Source organism: Mesorhizobium sp. P3_A9 (assembly GCF_056402975.1).
On the sequence record NZ_JBFUGJ010000008.1, the window covers coordinates 24,206 to 42,264 of the forward strand.

Annotated in this window: 20 protein-coding genes; 11 read left to right on the plus strand and 9 right to left on the minus strand. The window is 63.7% G+C overall.

The genetic code is table 11. The features are described 5' to 3' along the window. Window positions 1–48: 48 nt before the first annotated feature. The 11 genes from iolE to AC1DX0_RS02945 all read left to right on the plus strand — a co-directional run bounded on the left by iolE (window position 49) and on the right by AC1DX0_RS02945 (window position 8,412). Window positions 49–966: a myo-inosose-2 dehydratase gene (gene iolE, locus AC1DX0_RS02895; RefSeq protein ID WP_477218693.1), complete on the plus strand. Its 918-nt coding sequence runs from the start codon at window positions 49–51 to the stop codon at window positions 964–966. A gap of 43 nt (window positions 967–1,009) precedes the next feature. After that, the gene (locus AC1DX0_RS02900; RefSeq protein WP_027040732.1) at window positions 1,010–1,228 is read left to right on the plus strand and encodes a hypothetical protein; all 219 of its coding nucleotides are present in this window, start codon (window positions 1,010–1,012) and stop codon (window positions 1,226–1,228) included. A gap of 4 nt (window positions 1,229–1,232) precedes the next feature. Then, the gene (iolB, locus tag AC1DX0_RS02905; RefSeq protein WP_477218694.1) at window positions 1,233–2,045 is read left to right on the plus strand and encodes a 5-deoxy-glucuronate isomerase; all 813 of its coding nucleotides are present in this window, start codon (window positions 1,233–1,235) and stop codon (window positions 2,043–2,045) included. A gap of 152 nt (window positions 2,046–2,197) precedes the next feature. Continuing rightward, on the plus strand, window positions 2,198–2,905 hold the full coding sequence (locus AC1DX0_RS02910; RefSeq protein ID WP_477354230.1) for a DUF1045 domain-containing protein: 708 nt from the start codon (window positions 2,198–2,200) through the stop codon (window positions 2,903–2,905). A gap of 51 nt (window positions 2,906–2,956) precedes the next feature. After that, window positions 2,957–4,096, plus strand: coding sequence for an alpha-D-ribose 1-methylphosphonate 5-triphosphate diphosphatase (locus AC1DX0_RS02915; RefSeq protein ID WP_477218696.1), 1,140 nt, complete (start codon window positions 2,957–2,959; stop codon window positions 4,094–4,096). Then, window positions 4,093–4,722, plus strand: coding sequence for a phosphonate metabolism protein/1,5-bisphosphokinase (PRPP-forming) PhnN (gene phnN / locus AC1DX0_RS02920; protein WP_477218697.1), 630 nt, complete (start codon window positions 4,093–4,095; stop codon window positions 4,720–4,722). The genes AC1DX0_RS02915 and phnN overlap by 4 nt, the downstream gene beginning before the upstream one ends. A 195-nt stretch (window positions 4,723–4,917) precedes the next feature. Beyond that, the gene (locus AC1DX0_RS02925; protein ID WP_477218698.1) at window positions 4,918–5,673 is read left to right on the plus strand and encodes a COG4280 domain-containing protein; all 756 of its coding nucleotides are present in this window, start codon (window positions 4,918–4,920) and stop codon (window positions 5,671–5,673) included. Continuing rightward, window positions 5,670–5,885 (plus strand): hypothetical protein, encoded by a 216-nt coding sequence (locus AC1DX0_RS02930; RefSeq protein WP_477354233.1) that lies wholly within the window; start codon window positions 5,670–5,672, stop codon window positions 5,883–5,885. The genes AC1DX0_RS02925 and AC1DX0_RS02930 overlap by 4 nt, the downstream gene beginning before the upstream one ends. A gap of 287 nt (window positions 5,886–6,172) precedes the next feature. Next, entirely contained in the window at window positions 6,173–6,982 is an 810-nt protein-coding gene (locus AC1DX0_RS02935) for a transporter substrate-binding domain-containing protein (RefSeq protein ID WP_477218700.1), read from the plus strand. Between the two features lie 68 nt (window positions 6,983–7,050). Next, entirely contained in the window at window positions 7,051–7,716 is a 666-nt protein-coding gene (locus AC1DX0_RS02940) for an amino acid ABC transporter permease (protein ID WP_477218701.1), read from the plus strand. Between the two features lie 3 nt (window positions 7,717–7,719). Further along, window positions 7,720–8,412, plus strand: a complete 693-nt coding sequence (locus AC1DX0_RS02945) for an amino acid ABC transporter permease (RefSeq protein ID WP_477218702.1) — start codon at window positions 7,720–7,722, stop codon at window positions 8,410–8,412. Window positions 8,413–8,416: 4 nt separating this feature from the next. On the opposite strand, the gene AC1DX0_RS02950 is transcribed toward AC1DX0_RS02945, so the two are convergent. The 9 genes from AC1DX0_RS02950 to AC1DX0_RS02990 form a co-directional block, all read right to left on the minus strand. After that, complete coding sequence (locus AC1DX0_RS02950; protein ID WP_477218703.1) at window positions 8,417–9,298, minus strand: SMP-30/gluconolactonase/LRE family protein; 882 nt, start codon at window positions 9,296–9,298, stop codon at window positions 8,417–8,419. A gap of 2 nt (window positions 9,299–9,300) precedes the next feature. Continuing rightward, window positions 9,301–10,269: an ABC transporter permease gene (locus AC1DX0_RS02955; protein WP_477218704.1), complete on the minus strand. Its 969-nt coding sequence runs from the start codon at window positions 10,267–10,269 to the stop codon at window positions 9,301–9,303. Continuing rightward, on the minus strand, window positions 10,266–11,264 hold the full coding sequence (locus AC1DX0_RS02960; protein ID WP_477218705.1) for an ABC transporter permease: 999 nt from the start codon (window positions 11,262–11,264) through the stop codon (window positions 10,266–10,268). The genes AC1DX0_RS02955 and AC1DX0_RS02960 overlap by 4 nt, the downstream gene beginning before the upstream one ends. A 36-nt stretch (window positions 11,265–11,300) precedes the next feature. Next, on the minus strand, window positions 11,301–12,803 hold the full coding sequence (locus tag AC1DX0_RS02965; protein ID WP_477218706.1) for a sugar ABC transporter ATP-binding protein: 1,503 nt from the start codon (window positions 12,801–12,803) through the stop codon (window positions 11,301–11,303). 68 nt (window positions 12,804–12,871) lie between these two features. After that, a complete protein-coding gene (locus AC1DX0_RS02970; RefSeq protein WP_477218707.1) occupies window positions 12,872–13,939 on the minus strand; it encodes a substrate-binding domain-containing protein in 1,068 nt (355 codons plus the stop codon). A gap of 164 nt (window positions 13,940–14,103) precedes the next feature. Next, entirely contained in the window at window positions 14,104–15,168 is a 1,065-nt protein-coding gene (locus AC1DX0_RS02975; protein WP_477218708.1) for a sugar ABC transporter substrate-binding protein, read from the minus strand. Window positions 15,169–15,464: 296 nt separating this feature from the next. Continuing rightward, window positions 15,465–16,229, minus strand: a complete 765-nt coding sequence (locus AC1DX0_RS02980) for a GntR family transcriptional regulator (protein ID WP_027040744.1) — start codon at window positions 16,227–16,229, stop codon at window positions 15,465–15,467. Window positions 16,230–16,311: 82 nt separating this feature from the next. Then, entirely contained in the window at window positions 16,312–17,040 is a 729-nt protein-coding gene (locus AC1DX0_RS02985; RefSeq protein ID WP_477218709.1) for an E3 binding domain-containing protein, read from the minus strand. Continuing rightward, window positions 17,037–18,047 (minus strand): C-terminal binding protein, encoded by a 1,011-nt coding sequence (locus tag AC1DX0_RS02990; RefSeq protein ID WP_477218710.1) that lies wholly within the window; start codon window positions 18,045–18,047, stop codon window positions 17,037–17,039. The genes AC1DX0_RS02985 and AC1DX0_RS02990 overlap by 4 nt, the downstream gene beginning before the upstream one ends. Window positions 18,048–18,059 lie beyond the last annotated feature (12 nt).

An 18,059-nucleotide genomic window follows, 5' to 3' on the forward strand; every position in this document is an offset into this window, starting at 1 on the left:
GCGGCGCCAGCGGCCAAAGAATGAACTGTTCTAATCTGGAGTGACGACTTGAAAGCCAAACTGGGCATGTCCCCCATTGCATGGTGGAACGACGATCTTGCCGAACTCAGCGATGACGTGTCGCTGGAGGAGTGTTTGCGCCAGTCGCGTTCGGCGGGCTTCACCGGCATGGAGATGGGCCGGCGTTTTCCCAACGATCCCGCTGTCATGCTGCCGATCCTGAAGGCAGCCGATGTGACGCTTTGCGGCGGCTGGTTTTCCGGCACGCTGGTCGATGAGGAGATGGGCAAGAACAAGGATCGCATCCAGCCGATGATCGACCTGTTCAAGGCGGTCAACGCGCCTTGCATCGTCTATGGCGAGGTCGGCCGCTCGATCCAAGGCGACCGCTCGAAGCCGCTCGCCACCAAGCCGAAACTGTCTGGCGATGAGATGAAAGCCTATGCAAGGCGTCTGACCGAGTTCGGCGAATGGTGCGCCGAACAAGGCATGCCGCTGTCCTACCACCATCACATGGCGGCGGTGGTCGAGACCGAGCCGGAGCTCGATGCCTTCATGCGCCATTCCGGCGAAGGCATTCCGCTGCTGCTCGATGCCGGKCATCTGGCCTTTGCCGGCGGCGATGTGCTGCGCGCCATCGACAACCACCACAAGCGCATCAGCCATGTCCATGTGAAGGATGTACGGATGGGCGTGATTGACGGGCTCGACCGTACGAAACAGTCCTTCCTCGACGCCGTGGCGCTCGGCGCCTTCACCGTGCCAGGCGACGGCTCGCTGGATTTCGGCGCCATCGTGCAACGCTTCGCCGACCATGGCTATGAGGGCTGGTTTGTGGTCGAGGCCGAGCAGGACCCGAAGAAGAACCCGCCGCTCAAGATGGCGCAGGTTGGCCACAAGGAGCTGATGCGGGTGATGACATCAGCCGGCTACACAGTGGAAACCCAGGGTTTCCCGAATGCCTGACGCGACGGGTTCACGGCGAAGCAGGTTGCTGTAGATTGGCCCGATGAAAGATTACGAGCACCCCTTCTTCCGCCCGCTATGGCGGCGTGTCGCCGTCGTCGCGGTCTGCGTCATCTGGTCGATCATCGAATTCGCCACCGGCACGCCGTTCTGGGGCGTCATCGCGCTCGGCTTTGCCGGTTATGCCGTCTGGCAGTTTTTCTATCTCTACAAGCCGGCCGATGAGAACAAGGCGACGGCCGAGGCCGAACCGAAGGAGTAACCCGATGTCGAAGCTGCTGGTGAAGGCCGATAAGGGCCATGGCCGCGTTGCCCATGTGACGCCGAAAAGCGCTGGGTGGACCTATGTCGGTTTCGACCTGCATCGGCTGAAGCCCGGCGAGAGCGCCTCAGGCAAAACCGACGATCGCGAAATCTGCCTGGTGTTCGTCACCGGCAAGGGCACGGCGAAAGCCGGCGGCAAGGATCTCGGCCTGCTCGGCGAGCGCATGTCGCCCTTCGAAGGCAAGCCGTGGTCGATCTATGTTCCCGCGGGATCGGACTGGTCGGTGACGGCCGATACGGATCTCGAACTCGCGGTCTGCTCGGCGCCTGGCCTCGGCGGCGAGTTGCCGGTCCGGGTGATCAGACCCGACGATCTCGGCCAGGAGGTGCGCGGCAAGGGCACCAACACGCGCTACGTCACCAACATCCTGCCGGAAGGCAAGCCGGCGGACTCGCTGCTGGTGGTCGAGGTCATCACGCCCGGCGGACATACGTCGAGCTATCCGCCGCACAAGCATGACCAGGACAATCTGCCCGCCGAATCCTATCTCGAAGAGACCTACTATCATCGCCTCAACCCGCCGCAGGGTTTTGCCTTCCAGCGCGTCTACACCGACGCCGACCAGGATGGCCATCGCGCGCTCGACGAAGCGATGGCGATCGAGGACGGCGATGTGGTGCTGGTGCCCAAGGGCTATCACCCCTGCGCAGCCTGCCATGGCTACGACCTCTATTATCTCAACGTCATGGCCGGGCCGAAGCGGACGTGGAAATTCCACAATGCGCCCGAGCACGAATGGTTGATGAAGGCCTGATCAGTCGGAGATTCCGGCTGAACTTGTTGGTCCAGCTCGGAAAAATCGTCGGCTAAGGACCCGTGGGGTCGATTTGCCTTCGAAAACCCTTCAAAGCTTCGTCAATCCGTCATGGAAATCACCTATGGCAGCGAGACTGACGAGGACTTTCGATGCGCTACGCCATCTATTTCACCCCRAGGCAGGACGAGCCGCTGGCGCGGATCGCCGCCAACTGGCTSGGCCGCGATCCGTTCGGYGCCGCSACMMGSCCGGTTGAGGCCGTGGCCGATCTGGCGGCGGCGGAAGTGGCGTTCCACACCGCTTCGGCACGCCGCTATGGTTTTCACGCGACGCTGAAAGCTCCCTTCCTCCTGGCTGCCGACGAGACCGAGACCTCGCTGCGCGCGGGGCTCGACCATTTTGCCGAAGCAACGCCCGTGGTGACGATCCCGCGTCTCGTCGTCAGCCAGATCGACAGCTTCTTCGCGCTCGTGCCGGAAGGACCGCTGCCTTCTCTCAACCGCTTCGCTGACGATGTGGTGCGCGACTTCGACCGTTTTCGCGCACCGCTGACCGAGGCCGAGATCGAACGGCGCAGCCCGGATTCGCTGAAGCCGGCCGAGTTCCGCAATCTCTGCCAGTGGGGCTACCCCTACGTCTTCGAGACTTTTCGTTTCCACATGACGCTGTCGGGCCGGGCGGGGCCACAGGAAAGCCCCCGTTTGCGCGCAGCAATCGACAGCCTGTTCGCGGAGGTTCTGCGGCAGCCGGTGCTGGTCGACACCCTGACCCTGTTTGTCGAACCCGAACCCGGCGCGCCGTTCATGGTACTTTCCCAGCACGCGCTGGGACGTCGCCCGGCCAGAAAAATCGCCTGAATAACCCCAGCCGGAATAGCTCCGACCAAGAAGAACCAAGGACTGCCTGAAATGACCGCCGAGACCGTTCTTTCCAACGCCCGCATCGTGCTTGCCGACGAGATCGTCGAGGGGTCGCTGGTGCTGCGCGACGGCTTTATCGCCGGCATCGATGCGGGTTCTGGCCGGACCGGCGAGGATATGGGCGGCGACTATGTCATTCCCGGGCTGGTCGAACTGCACACCGACCATCTCGAGGGCCACTACGCTCCACGGCCGAAGGTGCGCTGGAACCCGATCGCCGCAGTGCTTGCCCATGACGCGCAGGTGGCAACCGCCGGCATCACCACCGTGCTCGACGCCTTGCGCGTCGGAATGGACGAGGACGCCGACCTGACATCGGACGATATCCGCAAGCTGGCCGACGCGATCGAAGACAGCGTCGCGCAGGACCGGTTGCGAGCCGACCATTTTATTCATCTGCGCTGCGAGGTTTCGGCGCCGGACTGCCTCAAGGCCTTTGCCAATTTCGACGGCGACGAGAGGGTCAAGCTGGCATCGCTGATGGACCACGCGCCGGGCCAGCGCCAGTTCGTCAATCTYGARACCTAYGCCTAYTACTAYCAGCGCAAGCTGAAGCTGACKGACCGCGACTTCAAGCTGTTCTGCGAGAAGCGGATGGGCGAATCGGCGCGCAATTCGGCGCCAAACCGGGCGGTGATCGCCGCCGCCTGCCATGAGCGCGGCATCGTGCTCGCCAGCCATGACGACGCGACCGTTGGCCATGTCGGGGAGGCGATAGAGCAAGGTGTGCGCGTTGCCGAGTTCCCGACGACGGAGGAAGCCGCACGGGCCTCGAAAGAGGCCGGGCTCGGCGTGCTGATGGGGGCGCCGAACGTCATGCGCGGCGCCTCGCATTCAGGCAATGTCTCGGCGCGCACGCTGGCCAGCGACGGCCTGCTCGACATCCTGTCGTCCGACTACATTCCCTTCAGCCTGATCCAGTCGGCCTTCTTCCTCGGTGATATGGTCGAAGGTATTTCGCTGCCGCAAGCGGTCGCCATGGTGTCGAAGAACCCGGCCGAGGCCATTGGCCTCAACGACCGCGGCATCATCGAGCAGGGCCGCAGGGCCGATCTGGTGCGCGTGCGCGTCGACGACCATTTGCCGGTGGTGCGCACCGTCTGGCGGCAGGGGCGCCGCGTCGCATGATGGTGTCAGCCTTGATCGAGCGTGAATTGTCCGCTGAAACCTTTCCGATCCGCCATGGCGTCTTTGTCGCCGTCGTCGGCCCAAGCGGCGCCGGCAAGGACACGGTGATCGGCTACGCCCGCGCGCTCTTCACTGACGAGACCCGGCTGGAGTTCGTCCGCCGCGTCATCACCCGGCCGAGCGATGCGGCAAGCGAGGATCACGACACGCTGGCCGACGCCGCCTTTGTCGAAGCTGAGGCCGACGGCGCCTTCGCCATCTCCTGGGAGGCGCATGGCCTGCGCTATGGCCTGCCGGCCGATGTCGACTGGTCGGTCACCAACGGCCATGTCGCCATCGCCAATGTGTCACGCGCGATTATTCCGGTGCTGCGCGAGCGCTATGCCAATCTGGCCATTGTCGAGATCACCGCTTCGCCCGATGTGCTGGCCGAGCGGCTGGCGATGCGTGGCCGCGAGTCGCGCGGCGAAGTGCTGGCGCGCCTGGCGCGCAGCGCAAATGTGACCCTGACCGGCCCTGGCGTGACCTCGATCGACAATAGCGGTGCGCGTGAAGTGGCCGGCGAGCGCTTCGCCGAGATCCTGCGCAAGGCGATGGCCTTCTCGGACATGTCGGGTCTGATCTGATTTAACGCCCCCATCCCTCAAGCCGCAGCACGTGCGGCTCGATTGGCCCAAAGCGGCCGCCCCGTTGGCGCTCCACTTGCTTTCCCGATGCCTCCGGAGCGCTATGTGGTGCTGACCCCATTGTGATTCCGGGCCAAGCTTGCCGGAAAGGCGCCCAGAAGGTCCGGGGCGAACGAGACACGACAGGAAGCCTTGATGCAGACGCTGACGCCCATCCTCTCGACGGTCACGGCGGCATTTCTTGCCTCCTTCGTCGAGGTCGTCGAAGCCTTCACCATCGTGCTGGCGGTGGGCGTGACGCGCGGCTGGCGCCCGGCACTGACGGGTGCCACCCTGGCGCTGGCGGTGCTGGCGGCGCTGGTGCTGGCGTTCGGACCGCTGCTGGCGCTGGTGCCCATCACCACGCTGCAGTTCGTCGTCGGCGTGCTGCTGATCCTGTTCGGCATGCGCTGGCTGCGAAAGGCCATCCTGCGCAGCGTCGGCGTCATCGCGCTGCATGATGAGGAGGCGGCCTTCTCCAAGGAAACGGCGGCCCTGCACCACCAGGCCAATGACCGCCGCGCCGACTATCTCGCCGGACTGGCGTCGTTCAAGGCGGTGCTGCTCGAAGGTGTCGAGGTGGTGTTCATCGTCATTGCCGTGGGTGCCGCGCAYGGGCAGACGCTGTATGCCGGCCTGGGCGCGCTGGCGGCATTCATCCTGGTGATGCTCGTCGGCCTGGCCGTCCACCGGCCGCTGGCGCGCGTGCCGGAGAATGCGCTCAAATTCGTCGTCGGGCTGATGCTGACCAGCTTCGGCATCTTCTGGACCGGCGAGGGCATCGGCGCCGACTGGCCAGGCGCCGATCTCGCCCTGCTCGCCATCTTCGCCATCGTCGCACTGGCGTCCTTTGCCATGGTGCGCTGGCTGCGCGGCACCTACCCCGCAGCCGCCGGAGGGTTCGCCCGATGAACGCCGTTCGTCTTGTTGCCAAGGAATTCTTCGGCMTGTTCGTCGATGACGGCAATCTGGCGCTGCTGGCGCTGGTGCTGGTGGCCGCAGTCGTGGCGGCGGTGAAGCTRCTCGCACTGCCACCACTGCTCGGCGGCACGTTGCTGCTGGTCGGCTGCCTCGCCATCCTGCTGCAAAGCGTTCGCCGCGCTGCACGCGCGATCAATCGGTAGCTTTTGACGAGCTCCATCGGCCGACGTCGGAACCGTTGACGCCGAATGTAAAAACCGAAATTATGGTACCGGTATCAAGATAGTGGAACTTCTTGCCTTAGGCGCTCGTAGACAGGCGAATAACATTATAATAGCATACCATTATAACTCGCAGGGGAACCGCTGAATCTCCGGTTTGCAAGGGATGGCAGCGGGTGAGACCGATCTGTTTCAAATCCTTGGGCGGCCAGCGCGCCCCGCCCGAACGATATCGACGCCAGGCGCCCAAAAATGCATGGGAGGAAAACATGCGGACTTTCCTGGGAAGGGTCGGCGCCTTGCTGGCCGGCATCGTGCTGGCGCTGTCGGCGCTCATGCCGTCGGTCGCTTTGGCGCAGTCGGTCGAGGACATCATCGCGCGCGGCAAGCTGGTCGTCGCCATCGACACCACGACACCGCCCTACGGCTTTCTCGACGCCAATCTGAAGCCGACCGGCTTCGACATCGAGGTCGCCAACAAGATGGGCGAGGCGCTCGGCGTGCCCGTCGAATTCGTCACCGTCACTTCGCCCGGCCGCATTCCGGCGCTGCTGACCAAGCAGGTCGATGCGGTGATCTCGATCTTCTCGATCACGCCGGCGCGCGCCATCCAGATCGACTATTCGATCCCCTATGCCGGCCAGTCGGCGGTGGTCATCGCGCCGAAGAACACCAGCATCAAGGGTGTCGCCGACCTCGTCGGCAAGAAGGTCGGCCTGACGCGTGGCACCGGCGAGGACGGATTGCTGACCAAGGCCGCGGAAACCAATCCGGGCATCGAGATCCTGCGCTTCGACGATTATTCCTCGCTGCTGCAGGCGATGGTGTCGGGCCAGATCGATGCCATGGGCGGCGGCGACTATGGCGAGATCTATCTGAAGAAGGCGCAGAATGGCGACGCCTTCGAGCAGAAATATGTGCTGAAGACTTTCTATTTCGGCATCGGCGTAGCCAAGGGCAACGACAATCTGCGCCAGTGGATCAACACTTGGCTGTTCACGATGAAGACCGACGGCACACTGGACGCGCTGTCGATGAAATACCGCAACCAGCCGCTGCCGGTGCTGCCGGTTTTCTGATTTCTTCACTCCTGAGCGGGGCCGGCATCGTATCGGTCCCGCTTCCTTGATCTCGTGACGGGATATCAGTGCAAACCGCCCTGCAATTCGGCCCGATCCTTGTCCATCTCGACTTGCTGCTGCGCGGCCTGGAAAAAACCATCCAGCTGGCGGCATTGTCGATCCTGTTTGGCACCGCCATCGGTGTCCTCGGCGCCGTCGGCCGCAGCTTCGGCCCGCGCTTTCTGTCCTGGCTGATCGCTGCCTATGTCGAGCTGATTCGCAACACGCCGCTTTTGATCCAGCTCTATTTCGTGTTCTTCTCGCTGCCGCTGTTCGGTTTCAAGCTGTCGAGCAACACCGCGGCCGTCGTCGCGCTCTCGATCCATCTCGGCGCCTATGCGACCGAGATATTGCGCGCCGGCATCGAAGCCATCCCCGAAGGGCAGATCGAGGCGGCAAAATCGCTCGGGCTCAGCCGCTACCGGATCATCCGCCATGTCGTGCTGGTGCCGGCGGCGCGCGCGGTCTATCCGTCGTTGTCGGCGCAGTTCATCCTGCAGATTATGGGGACATCGATCGTCGGGGCTATTGCGGCGGAAGAACTGACGGCGGTCGCCAACAACCTGGTGATGCAGACCTTCAGGAGCTTCGAGGTCTACATCATCATCGCCATCATCTATTTCGTGCTGGTGCAGGCGGCCAGCCTGCTCTTCGCCGGCATCGGCAAGCTGATGTTCCGCTGGAAGGTCTGAGCCATGAGCTTGCGTGATTTCGGTCCTAACGAACTAATGTTCCTGCTCTTGGCCACGCGATGGACGATCCTTCTGGCGCTGATCGCCTTTGCCGGCGGCGGCCTGATCGGTCTCATCGTGGCGGCGATCCGGGTGGCGCCGGCACGGCCGCTGCGCTGGCTGGCCGCCGGCTACATCCAGTTCTTCATGGGCACGCCGATCCTGATCCAGCTGTTCATGGCCTATTACGGTTCTTCGTTCCTTGGCTACAGGCCGGACACGTGGGTGGCAGCGGCGGTGACGTTCTCGCTCAATGGCGGCGCTTTCTTCGGCGAGATCTTTCGCGGCGCCATCGAGGCTATCCCCAAGGGGCAGTGGGAAGCGGCGACGGCGCTCGGCTTCCGCTTTGTCAGGACATTGCGGCTGGTGATCATTCCACAGGCGATACGGCTGATGCTGCCGCCGACGGTCGGCTTCATGGTGCAGATCGTCAAGACGACGTCGATCGCCTCGCTGATCGGGCTGACAGAACTTGCGCGGGCCGCCACACAGGTCAACACGGTCACCTTCCAGCCGGTGATGGTATTCGGTACGGTGTCGATTATCTACTTCGCGCTGTGCTGGCCGCTGTCGCTCTACGCCGGGTATCTGGAGCGTCGTTTCGCTACCGGAACGACACGCAAGATCGAGAACCCGCTGGTGATGTCGGCGGTCTGATCCTTCAACCCTTGAACGCCGGCAAGGTCAGGCCCTTGACGCCGACGTCGAGCGCGAACAATCCGCCCGGGTTTTTCTGGCCGATGAAGTGGCTGTCGGGACGCTTGAGCACGGCGGAGGTGACATAGAGGATGTCGAGATCCTTGCCGCCGAATTCGCAGCAGGTCGGCAGGTCGGTCGGCAGCAGCACTGTCTGCATCAAGTGGCCGTCGGGGTCATAGCGGCAGACCTTGCTGGTCACCGGGATGGTCACCCAGTAGCAGCCTTCGGCGTCGACCGTGGCGCCGTCGGCGACGCCGCCGGTCACCGTCATGTCGATGAAGGTGCGCCGGTTCTCGATGTCGCCGGTGGCGGGGTCGAAATCATAAGCCCACACCGCGCCGGCATGGCTGTCGGAGAAATACATGGTTTTCGAATCCGGGCTCCAGGCGAGCCCGTTGGAGCAGCCGATGCCGTCGATCATCTTGTGGACGGAGAGATCGGGATCGAGCCGATAGAGCGCGCCGACGAATTCGATCGGCTCGCCCGGCACCTCGAACATCGAGCCCGACCAGAAGCGGCCCTGGCGATCCGGCTTGCCGTCATTGAAGCGGGTTTCCGGCATATGCGCTTCCGGATCGACGATCGCCTCGAATTTGCCGGTAGCCGGATCGAAGAAATGGAAGCCGTTGGTCATCGTCAGCACCAGGCCGCCCTTTTCGCGCAGGCCGAGGCAGCCGAGATATTCCGGCGTCTCGAAGACCTCATCCTTGCCGGTCGCGGGATCGTAGCGATGGATCAGCTTCTTCCAGATGTCGATCCACCACAGTACGCCCGCCTTGGGGTCCCAGAGCGTGCCTTCGCCGAGTTCGGCCCTGGCATCGACGACGCAAATGATTTCGACCATGGTCAGCCCTCTTTTCTGCGCAGTCTGCCGCCAAGGCCGGCGAAGGTTTCGCTGCCGATCGACACGGTGAGCAGGATGACCGCGCCATAGACGATAAGCAGCGCGCCGCTCGACAGGTTCAGCGCCGGCAAAAGACCGGTGAGGATGGTCAGCACCATGGCGCCGGCGACAGTGCCGAGATAGTGCCCGCTGCCGCCAAGTATCGAGGCACCGCCGATGGCCACCGCGGCGATCGAGGTGAACAGATAGGCGTCGCCCATGCCGAGATAGGCCTGGCCGGAATAGCCGGTCAAAAGCATGCCGGCGAAGGCGGCGGTGAGGCCCGAGATGACATAGGTGAGGATGGTGGTGCGCGCCGTCGGCACGCCGGAGAATTCGGCCACCGTGGCGCTGGTGCCGAGCGCATAGAGATGGCGGCCGAACGCCGCCTTGGAGAGCAGCAGCGTCGCCAGCAGCGTCAGCGCCAGCCAGATCAGCGCAATCACCGGAAAACCGCCGATGCGCCCGACCGACAGGAACTGGATCAAGGCCGGCGCCGAGGGGGTCGGCGAGCCGCCGGTCAACACCAGGATCAAGCCTTGCAGGATGACGTTGGTGGCCAGTGTCATGATGATCGGTGGCACGCCGAACTGGGCAACGCCGACACCGTTGATCAGGCCGATGAAGGCGCCGCCAGCAAGCAGCAGTGGCATGACCCAGACCAGCGGCAAATCCTGGCCGCCACACAGCAGCGCCATGATGATCGCCGCCGAATTGAGCACCCAGGGCACCGACAGGTCGATGCCGCCGCCAATGATGACGAAGGTCTGACCGAGCGCGACGATGCCGACGAAGGCTGCCAGCACGACGGTCGAGCGCATGTTGGAGACCGAGAGGAAGCCGGGCGAGAAAAGCGCTGTGACCAGGAGCAGCACGACCATGCCGGCATAGGCAAGCACGATCAGCCGGTTGCGGGCGAGGAAGGCGCTCATTGGACACGGTTCCTTGCGGCCTTTTCGGCGACGGAACTGGCCAGCACCGAGAGCAGCAGGATGACGCCGGACGCGACCGGCTGCCAGTAGCTCGACACATGCAGGACGAAGACGAGGTTGCCGATGAGGGTCAGCACAAAGGCGCCGATCAGCGTGCCGGCGAGATGGCCACGACCACCGAACAGGCTGACGCCGCCGATGACCGCCGCCGCCACCGAGGGCAGGATATAGTCCTTGCCGATGGTCGGCGACCCGGCGCCGGTCTGCGTCACCAGAAACAGCGCTGCGCCGGCCGCAAACAGGCCGGACAGGCCGTAGGTGACGAGATTGACGCGGGTGATCGAGACGCCGGACAGGAAGGCCGATTTCTCGTTCGAGCCGGTTGCCTGGATGGCAATGCCGACCCGGGTCGCGCGAAACCACCACCAGAACAAAAGCAGCGCCAGCAGCATCCAGACCGGGCTGGTCAGGCCGAAAAGTTGGCTGGAGGCAAAGCCGACCCACCAGCCGGGAATGCTGCCGCCATCGGTCGGGAGGATGATCATGGCGACGCCGTTGAGGATCGACCAGGTGGCGAGCGTCACCAGGAAGGGCTGCAGCTTGAGCAGCGAGATCAGCAGACCGTTGAGCGCACCGATGGCAAAGCCAAGCGCGAGAATGATCAGTGTCCAGAGTGCCACGGTCGAAGGGTCGTCGGTAAAGCGCGTGGCGGCGATCACCGTGCCGAGGCTGATCATGCCGCCGATCGACAGATCAATGCCGCCCCGCACCAGCACGATGGTCTGCCCGGTCGCCGCCAGCATCAGCGTCATCGCCGCCGCCGTGTCGAGGTTGAGTTCGTCCAGCGTGAAGACACCGGACTGCAGGCTGCCGTAGATGGCAACGATCAAGGCCAGCATCAGGCAAGCGACAAGGAACGGCGCACGGTCGAGGAAGCGGCCGCGCCAATCGATGGCCGGCCTGGCTTGTTTCTCTTCAGCTGACCTTTGAGCCATCTCCAACGGTCCCTCCGCAGCTGACATCACCATGCCTCAGGCCGCCTTGGTTTCAAGCATGGCCGCGCGCAGGATTTCCTCCTCCGAAATGTGATCTCCTTCCAGCGTCGCGGCAATGCGGCCGTTGCGCATGACCAGCACGCGGTCGGCGACATGGACGAGTTCCGGCATGTCGCTGGAATGAAACAGGATCGCATAGCCCTTGGCGGCAAGATCTCGCATCAGCTGAAAAATCTCGCCCTTGGTGCCGACATCGACGCCGCGCGTCGGATCGTAGAGCAGCAGCACGCGCGCCTCGGTAAGCAGCATCTTGCCGAAGATCACCTTCTGCTGGTTGCCGCCGGACAACGTGCCGGCAAGTTGCTCCGGCGTGCCAGCCTTGATGCGCAGGAAATCGACCATCTCCTTGACCAGGGCGGCTTCCTTTTGCCGGCTGAGAAAGCCGTTTTCGGTAAAGCGCTTGATGACCGACAGCGTCAAATTCTCGCGCACGCTCTTGGTCAGCAGCAGGCCCTGCCCGCGCCGGTCCTCCGGCACCAGGGCAATGCCGTCCTTGCCGGTCAGCGCCTGGCGCGGATTGTTGATCGAGACCGGCTTGCCCCACAGCTCGATCGTGCCGCTCGCTCTGGTGGCGCCGAACAGTGACTGGAACAGTTCGCGCTGGCCATGACCCTGCAAGCCGCCGACACCGAGCACCTCGCCCTCACGAAGCGCAAGGTCGACGCCCGAGAGGCGGCTGCCGCTGGAGAAATTCCTGACCCTCAGCGCAATGCGATCGGTCGCTGTTGCCACGCGTTCGGGATAGAGCCGGTCGAGATGCCGGCCGATCATCTGCGTGACGATCTCGTTGTCGGACACGGCGTTGGCCTCATGCGCGGCGACGGTAGCGCCATTGCGGAAGATGGTCAGCCGGTCGGCGATGGCGCGCACTTCGGCCATGCGGTGCGAGATGAAGATGACCAGCCTGCCTTCGGCCGCCAGTTGCCGGGTGAGTTTGAGCAGCCATTCGGCCTCTCGCGCCGGCAGCGCCGAGGTCGCCTCGTCGAGGATCAGGATGCGCGGGTCCTTGGCGAGGCCCTTGGCGATCTCGACGATCTGCCGTTCGGCCAGGGTCAGCCGCCGCAACTCCTGGTCGGGACGCAGCGTCGGGAAATTGTACTTTTCCAGCAGCGCCAGCGTCTTGCGGCGCATCTCCGCGCGATTGACGGTGCGCAGCAACGTTCGCGGTTCGTGGCGGAACCAGATGTTCTGCTCGACGCTGAGATCGGGGATCAGCGACAGTTCCTGGAAGACGGCGGCGATGCCGCGCGCCTGCGCGGCATCCGGATTGGCCGGGCGATAGTCCTGGCCGTCGACCAGGATCGAGCCGCCATCATGCTGCACGGCGCCGGACAGGATCTGGATGAAGGTGCTTTTGCCCGCGCCGTTCTCGCCGAGCAGGGCGTGCACCTCGCCGGCGCGGGCGCTGAATGTCGCCTCGCTCAGCGCGACAATGCCGCCATAGCGTTTGGACAGGCCGTTGACGGTGACGAGGTCCATGCTTTCGCTTTCGAAAAGCTCTCCCGACATCTTGCGATGCCGGGAGACAGGGTCGTGGTCACAGGATGTTACTTGGTACCGGCGGCTTCCGCAGCGGTGATCTCGACCCAATCGGGCGTGATCGGCAGCGTCAGTCCGGGCGCCTGGTCGGGGAAGGCATTTTCGCCAATCGCGATCTTGATCATCTTGGTGCCGGGATAGAGCTTGGACTCGAAGGGATCGGTGGTGACGAAGTCACCCTTGACCGAAACGGAGCGCTCGACCGGCTTCTTGCCGGTGTCGAGAATGTCGACCGCCAGCTTGATCGCTTCCGAGGAGAGATAGGCCGGGTTGGAGCCAAGGATGCACTTGGCGCCTTGCGTCTGCGCGCAAGTGACGGCGGCGACGTTGTAGGAGAAGCCGACGACCGGGACGATCGTCCGGCCGGCATCCTTCAACGCCTGGATGGCGCCGGAGCCATAGCCTTGCGTCATGATGCCGTCGATCTTCGGATTGGCGGCAAGCAGGGCCGCGACACCTGACTGCTCCGGGCCGAGCGCATAGTTGCCGTTGTAATAGCCGACCACCTTGATGTCGGGATATTTGGCCAGCACCTTCTCATAKCCGCCCTGCAGCTGCGCCGAGATCGGCGCGCCGGCGAGGCCGCGGTCGAGGATGATGTTGCCCTTGCCGCCGAGCTGCGTCGCCATCCATTCGGCCATCACCGAAGGGATCCGGTCCCAGTCGGAGGCAACGGCGAAGGCGCAGGGCTCGGTCACCACCTGGTCGAAGCTGATGACAACGATGCCGGCGTCGCAGGCCTTCTTGATGGTCGGGTTGAGTGCCGAATCCGAACCGGCATCGACGAGAATGGCGTCAGGTTTCTGGCGGATGATGTTGTTCAGCGAGTTGATCTGCGCCTGGACGGTGTTCTCGACATTCTCGATCTTGAGGTCGACGCGGCCTTTCAGCGGCCCCTTGTTCACCGACACGGTGGCGACACGCTCCATCTGCTGACGCCAGTCATTGCCGACGAAATTGTTCGAGAGATAGATGGTGTAGGGCTTCTTGTCCTCGGCGTGGCTCGGCGCGGTGCCGACGGCGATCGCGGAGATGGCAAGCGCTGCCAATCCGGCGCAAACTGTCTTCAGTTTCATGGTCTCTCCTCCTTGGTGTTTCCTGCATCAGCCGGTGACGGACTTCGCCATCTTGGTGGGCGCTGCGTGTAAATTGATACCGGTACCAATGCGCCTTGTCAATTTAAGCCAAGGCGCATTGGAGAGGCCTGGAGCGACCATTTCGTCGCCGTCGGAAGGCATCGTCATTTCGAGCCGGCGGCCTCGGCCGGGGTGATTTCAACCCAATCCGGGCTGACCGGAAGAAACAGTCCCGGTGCCATGTCCGGAAAGGCATTCTTGCCAACCTCTATCTTCTGCATGGTCGCATCGGGATACAATTCCGACGGGACCGGATCGGTGGTGAGGAAGGCATTGCGCAGCAGGATCTTCTTCTCCGCCGGCTTCTTGCCGTCGAGTATCTCGACCGCAAGTTTCAAGGCCTCGGCCGACAGATAGGCCGGGTTGGGTGCAAGGATGCACTGGGCGCCCTGGGTCTGGGCACAGGTCGTCGTCGTCAGGTTGAAAGGGCTGCCCGTGATGGGAACGATCGGACGCCCGGCATCCTGCAGCGCCTTGATCGCTCCGGCGCCGTAGCCCTGGACGAAGATCGCGTCGACTTGCGGGTGCGCCGCCAGCAAGCTGGCGACGCCAGCCTGTTCCGGCCCCAGCGCATAGTCACCATTGAAATAGCCGACCACTTCAATGCCTGGGTATTTCTTGATGACTTCCTCGAACCCACCCTGCAGCTGGGCGGAGATTGGAGCGCCGGCAAGCCCACGGTCAACGAGGATCTTGCCTTTGCCGCCGAGCTTCTTGACCAGCCACTCGGCCTCGACGCGCGGCGCCCGGCCCCAATCGGACTCCATCGTGTAGGCGCAGGGCGCGCTGACGATCTGATCGAAGGCGATGACCACGATGCCGGCCTTGCAGGCCTTCTCAATCGTCGGGTTGAGGGCTTCGCCGGAGCCCGCGTCGATGACGATGGCGTCGGGCTTGTTGCGAATGATGTTGTTGAGGGAATTGATCTGCGCCTGGACCGTCGTCTCGACCACCTCGACCTTGAGGTCGACGCGACCGGCAAGCGGCGGCTTCTTGACCGCGATATCGGCACTGCGCAGCATCTGCTGGCGCCAATCATTGCCGACGAAATTGTTTGAGAGATAAATGGTGTAGGGCTTCTTGTCCTGTGCATTGGCCGGCGCGGTTTCGACCGACAGGAACGTCGTCGCAATCACCGCAAGGCCGGCGAAAAATACGCCTGCTTTCATGATTTCCTCCTCCCGTGTTGGTGTCGGCAGCGCGGACGCCGCCGTCTATCGAGTACCTTCGAGGCACACCCCTTATGGACAGACTTTGTTCTTGTGCATGCCGTTGTCCCAGAACCGCTGCGCATCCTGGGTGACATGCACCAGGCAAATGCTAAGCGTCGGATGAGGCTTCGCATCCACGTTCAATCGTGGTCCTCCGCGCAGCCTTCATCTTAGCTATGATGCTATTATAATTTTATAAGGCTGTCCATGACCGAGACCAGGAAATCGGCGGACGCCAATGTCGCCGACCGGGTTCAGGACAGGTCGTTGGGCGCGTCGTAGGTGATGCTGAAAATATCGGCGGGGTGGCGGGCAACGGAGAATTCGATGCTGCGCTGGTCCGCCGACTGGTAGAGCATCTCCACCGTCAGCACCGGACTGCCGAGCGTGATGCCGAGGTCGGCGGCAACCGCCTCGTCGGCGATTTCGGCGCGCACCGTGACATGCGCCACGTCGAGCCGCAGGCCGAGATGTTTTTGCACCGAACGGAAGATCAGCACGTCGGAAAAGTCTTCCCGCTTCAGGCGCGCGCCGATGTCGGGCGGGAAATAGGTGGTGATCTGCGCCTTGCGCTGTTCGCCGATCGACAGGACGCTGCGCAGACAATAGCCCGCCTCGTCCTTGCCCATGCCGAAATGGCGCTGGAGCACGGGCGAAACCTCCTTGCGATAGGATTTCACCGTCAGTTCAGCGTCCTTGGTGAAGGCCGCCATGTCGGCGAAGTTCTTGAACTTCCAGCTCAGATTGACCGAGGGGCTGCGCGCCGCGACCACGGCCGGCTTGGCCGAGCGCTTCCGGATCAAGCCGTCGGCCTCGAGGTCACGCAGCGCCTGGCGCACGGTGATCAGGCTGACGCCGAAATGTTCGGCAATGGTCGCTTCCTTCGGCAACTCGCCGCCGACGGGGAAGGTGCCGTTGCCGATCGGCTCGCGCAGAAGATCGGCGAGCTGGCGATAAAGCGGGCCGTTGGCGCGGCCGAGTGTACGCTTGGGAAGACTGTCGATGGTGGGATGGTCCATGTGCCTCGTCACGCCTGTGTCGAAGCTTTTATAATAGCTTCCTGCGCCCGAGGCTAGGCAAGGCTGTTGACGATCAACCGCCTCAGACAAAGAGCCGAAGTGGGTGTTCGATCGCCGATTTCAGGGCCCCGAGCCAAGCGGCAGCGATTGCCTCGTCGAGGCTTGCCGCATCCACCGTCAGCAGGCATTCGGCGTGGTCGCCCGCCGCGTCGAGCGAGACGGTGAGGCGCATGGAGCGGCCGGCAAGGAGCGGCATCATCATCGGCCGGACGTCGCTCGCCGGCAGCAGCCGCAGCGACAGGTCCGCCGGGGTTTCCGTTTCATCACGACTGTCGGCCAATGCCGCAAGCCGCATTGCGCGCAGCGACGTCAGGGACATTTCGGAGATCACTGCGAACACGGTTTGCCGGCCCGCCAGCTCCAGCGCCACGGAAGCGTCGCCGCCCTTGGCGGCGTCCGATATCTCGGCAAATGCTCGACCAGCAGCGCGCAGCAGCACGTCGTCGATAGCGAATACATTTCCCAAGTTCTCAAGCGCCGCCAACAGGTCTTGCAGCGCGCCAAGAGCAACGGACGTCGCAAAGGCGGCGATCCGGGGAGCGGCCGGGGAAGGCGCCGCCGCAGGGGCGACGACATCAGACGCAATGACCGGCGCGACAACCGGAACGAAGGCCTGCACATCGGCGGCCAGGATGCGCCCGCCTGGGCCGCTGCCGCGAAGCGTTTCAAGCGGCAGCGCGCGTTCTCGCGCCAAACGGCGCGCATAGGGCGAAACCGCAAGACGCCTTGTCCGTGCAACGGCAGCATTCATTTCAGATACTCTGAATTGACGCAGTTGGTCAGCCGTCCATCGACGAGATAGGCATGCACCACCTCGATCGATTTCAGCCGGAGGTCGCGCATCGATGCCGGGCTGTAGAAGGCGGCGTGCGGGGTGACGATCAGGCGATTGGCGATCCATGGCTCGCGGCGGCGCCATGCCGCCAGCAGCGGATGATCGAGATCGCCGGGTTCGTTCGGCAGCACGTCCAATCCGGCGCCGGCGACTGTGCCCTCGCGCATGGCGGTTTCCAGCGCGTCGAGATCGACGATCGGACCGCGCGCGGTGTTGATCAGCACGAGACCAGGCTTGGCCGCGGCGAAGGCGGCGGCGCCGAGCAGCTTGCGGGTTTCCTCGCTCAGCGGCGTGTGGACACTGACGACATCCGCCCGCCCCATCAGTTCGCCCAGCGAATGGACCCGCTCATAGCCGGTCGACAGGTCGACACCGGACAGCAGATGCGGATCGTAGAACACCACCTTCATGTCGAAGGCAGCGGCACGACGTGCGGTGGCAAGCCCGATGCGGCCGAGCCCGACTATGCCGAAGGTGGCGCCTTTGTGCCTGCGCACCAACGGCGCTTTCGAAAAATGCCAACCTTCGGCGCCATGGCCGGAAAGCTCGGCGCCATAGGCTGAGGTGCCTCGCGTCAGCGCCAGCATCAGGCCGATGGCGTGGTCGGCCACTTCGGTCGTGCCATAGTCCGGTACGTTGCAGGCCGGTATCTTGCGCATGCCCCAGCCTGATGTGTCGATGTTGTCGAAGCCGACGCCGGAGCGCACCGCGATCCTCGCCCCGGGGAACGCGGTCGGAGCGGCGGCGACATTGTGCGTGGGCGAATAGTTGATGACGGCGTCGACCGTTTCGCAGACGGCCGGATCCAGCGTCGCGGCCTTGTCGTTGGTCGAGCGGGCGAGGACGAAATCGATATCGGGATAATGCTCGCGCTCGAGTTCGGCCTCGTCGGCGGCTTGCCAGTTGGCGCACAGGATCTTCATGCTTGCCCTTCG

Bases quoted from the DNA above. Each gene is read 5' to 3' on its own strand.
- iolB (WP_477218694.1), top strand. From the start codon at position 1,233: ATGTCGAAGCTGCTGGTGAAGGCCGATAAGGGCCATGGCCGCGTTGCC.
- phnN (WP_477218697.1), top strand. From the start codon at position 4,093: ATGATGGTGTCAGCCTTGATCGAGCGTGAATTGTCCGCTGAAACCTTT.
- AC1DX0_RS02955 (WP_477218704.1), bottom strand. From the start codon at position 10,269: ATGAGCGCCTTCCTCGCCCGCAACCGGCTGATCGTGCTTGCCTATGCC.
- AC1DX0_RS02965 (WP_477218706.1), bottom strand. From the start codon at position 12,803: ATGGACCTCGTCACCGTCAACGGCCTGTCCAAACGCTATGGCGGCATT.
- AC1DX0_RS02990 (WP_477218710.1), bottom strand. From the start codon at position 18,047: ATGAAGATCCTGTGCGCCAACTGGCAAGCCGCCGACGAGGCCGAACTC.
- AC1DX0_RS02980 (WP_027040744.1), bottom strand. From the start codon at position 16,229: ATGGACCATCCCACCATCGACAGTCTTCCCAAGCGTACACTCGGCCGC.
- AC1DX0_RS02985 (WP_477218709.1), bottom strand. From the start codon at position 17,040: ATGAATGCTGCCGTTGCACGGACAAGGCGTCTTGCGGTTTCGCCCTAT.
- AC1DX0_RS02975 (WP_477218708.1), bottom strand. From the start codon at position 15,168: ATGAAAGCAGGCGTATTTTTCGCCGGCCTTGCGGTGATTGCGACGACG.
- AC1DX0_RS02950 (WP_477218703.1), bottom strand. From the start codon at position 9,298: ATGGTCGAAATCATTTGCGTCGTCGATGCCAGGGCCGAACTCGGCGAA.
- AC1DX0_RS02935 (WP_477218700.1), top strand. From the start codon at position 6,173: ATGCGGACTTTCCTGGGAAGGGTCGGCGCCTTGCTGGCCGGCATCGTG.
- AC1DX0_RS02900 (WP_027040732.1), top strand. From the start codon at position 1,010: ATGAAAGATTACGAGCACCCCTTCTTCCGCCCGCTATGGCGGCGTGTC.
- AC1DX0_RS02945 (WP_477218702.1), top strand. From the start codon at position 7,720: ATGAGCTTGCGTGATTTCGGTCCTAACGAACTAATGTTCCTGCTCTTG.
- AC1DX0_RS02960 (WP_477218705.1), bottom strand. From the start codon at position 11,264: ATGGCTCAAAGGTCAGCTGAAGAGAAACAAGCCAGGCCGGCCATCGAT.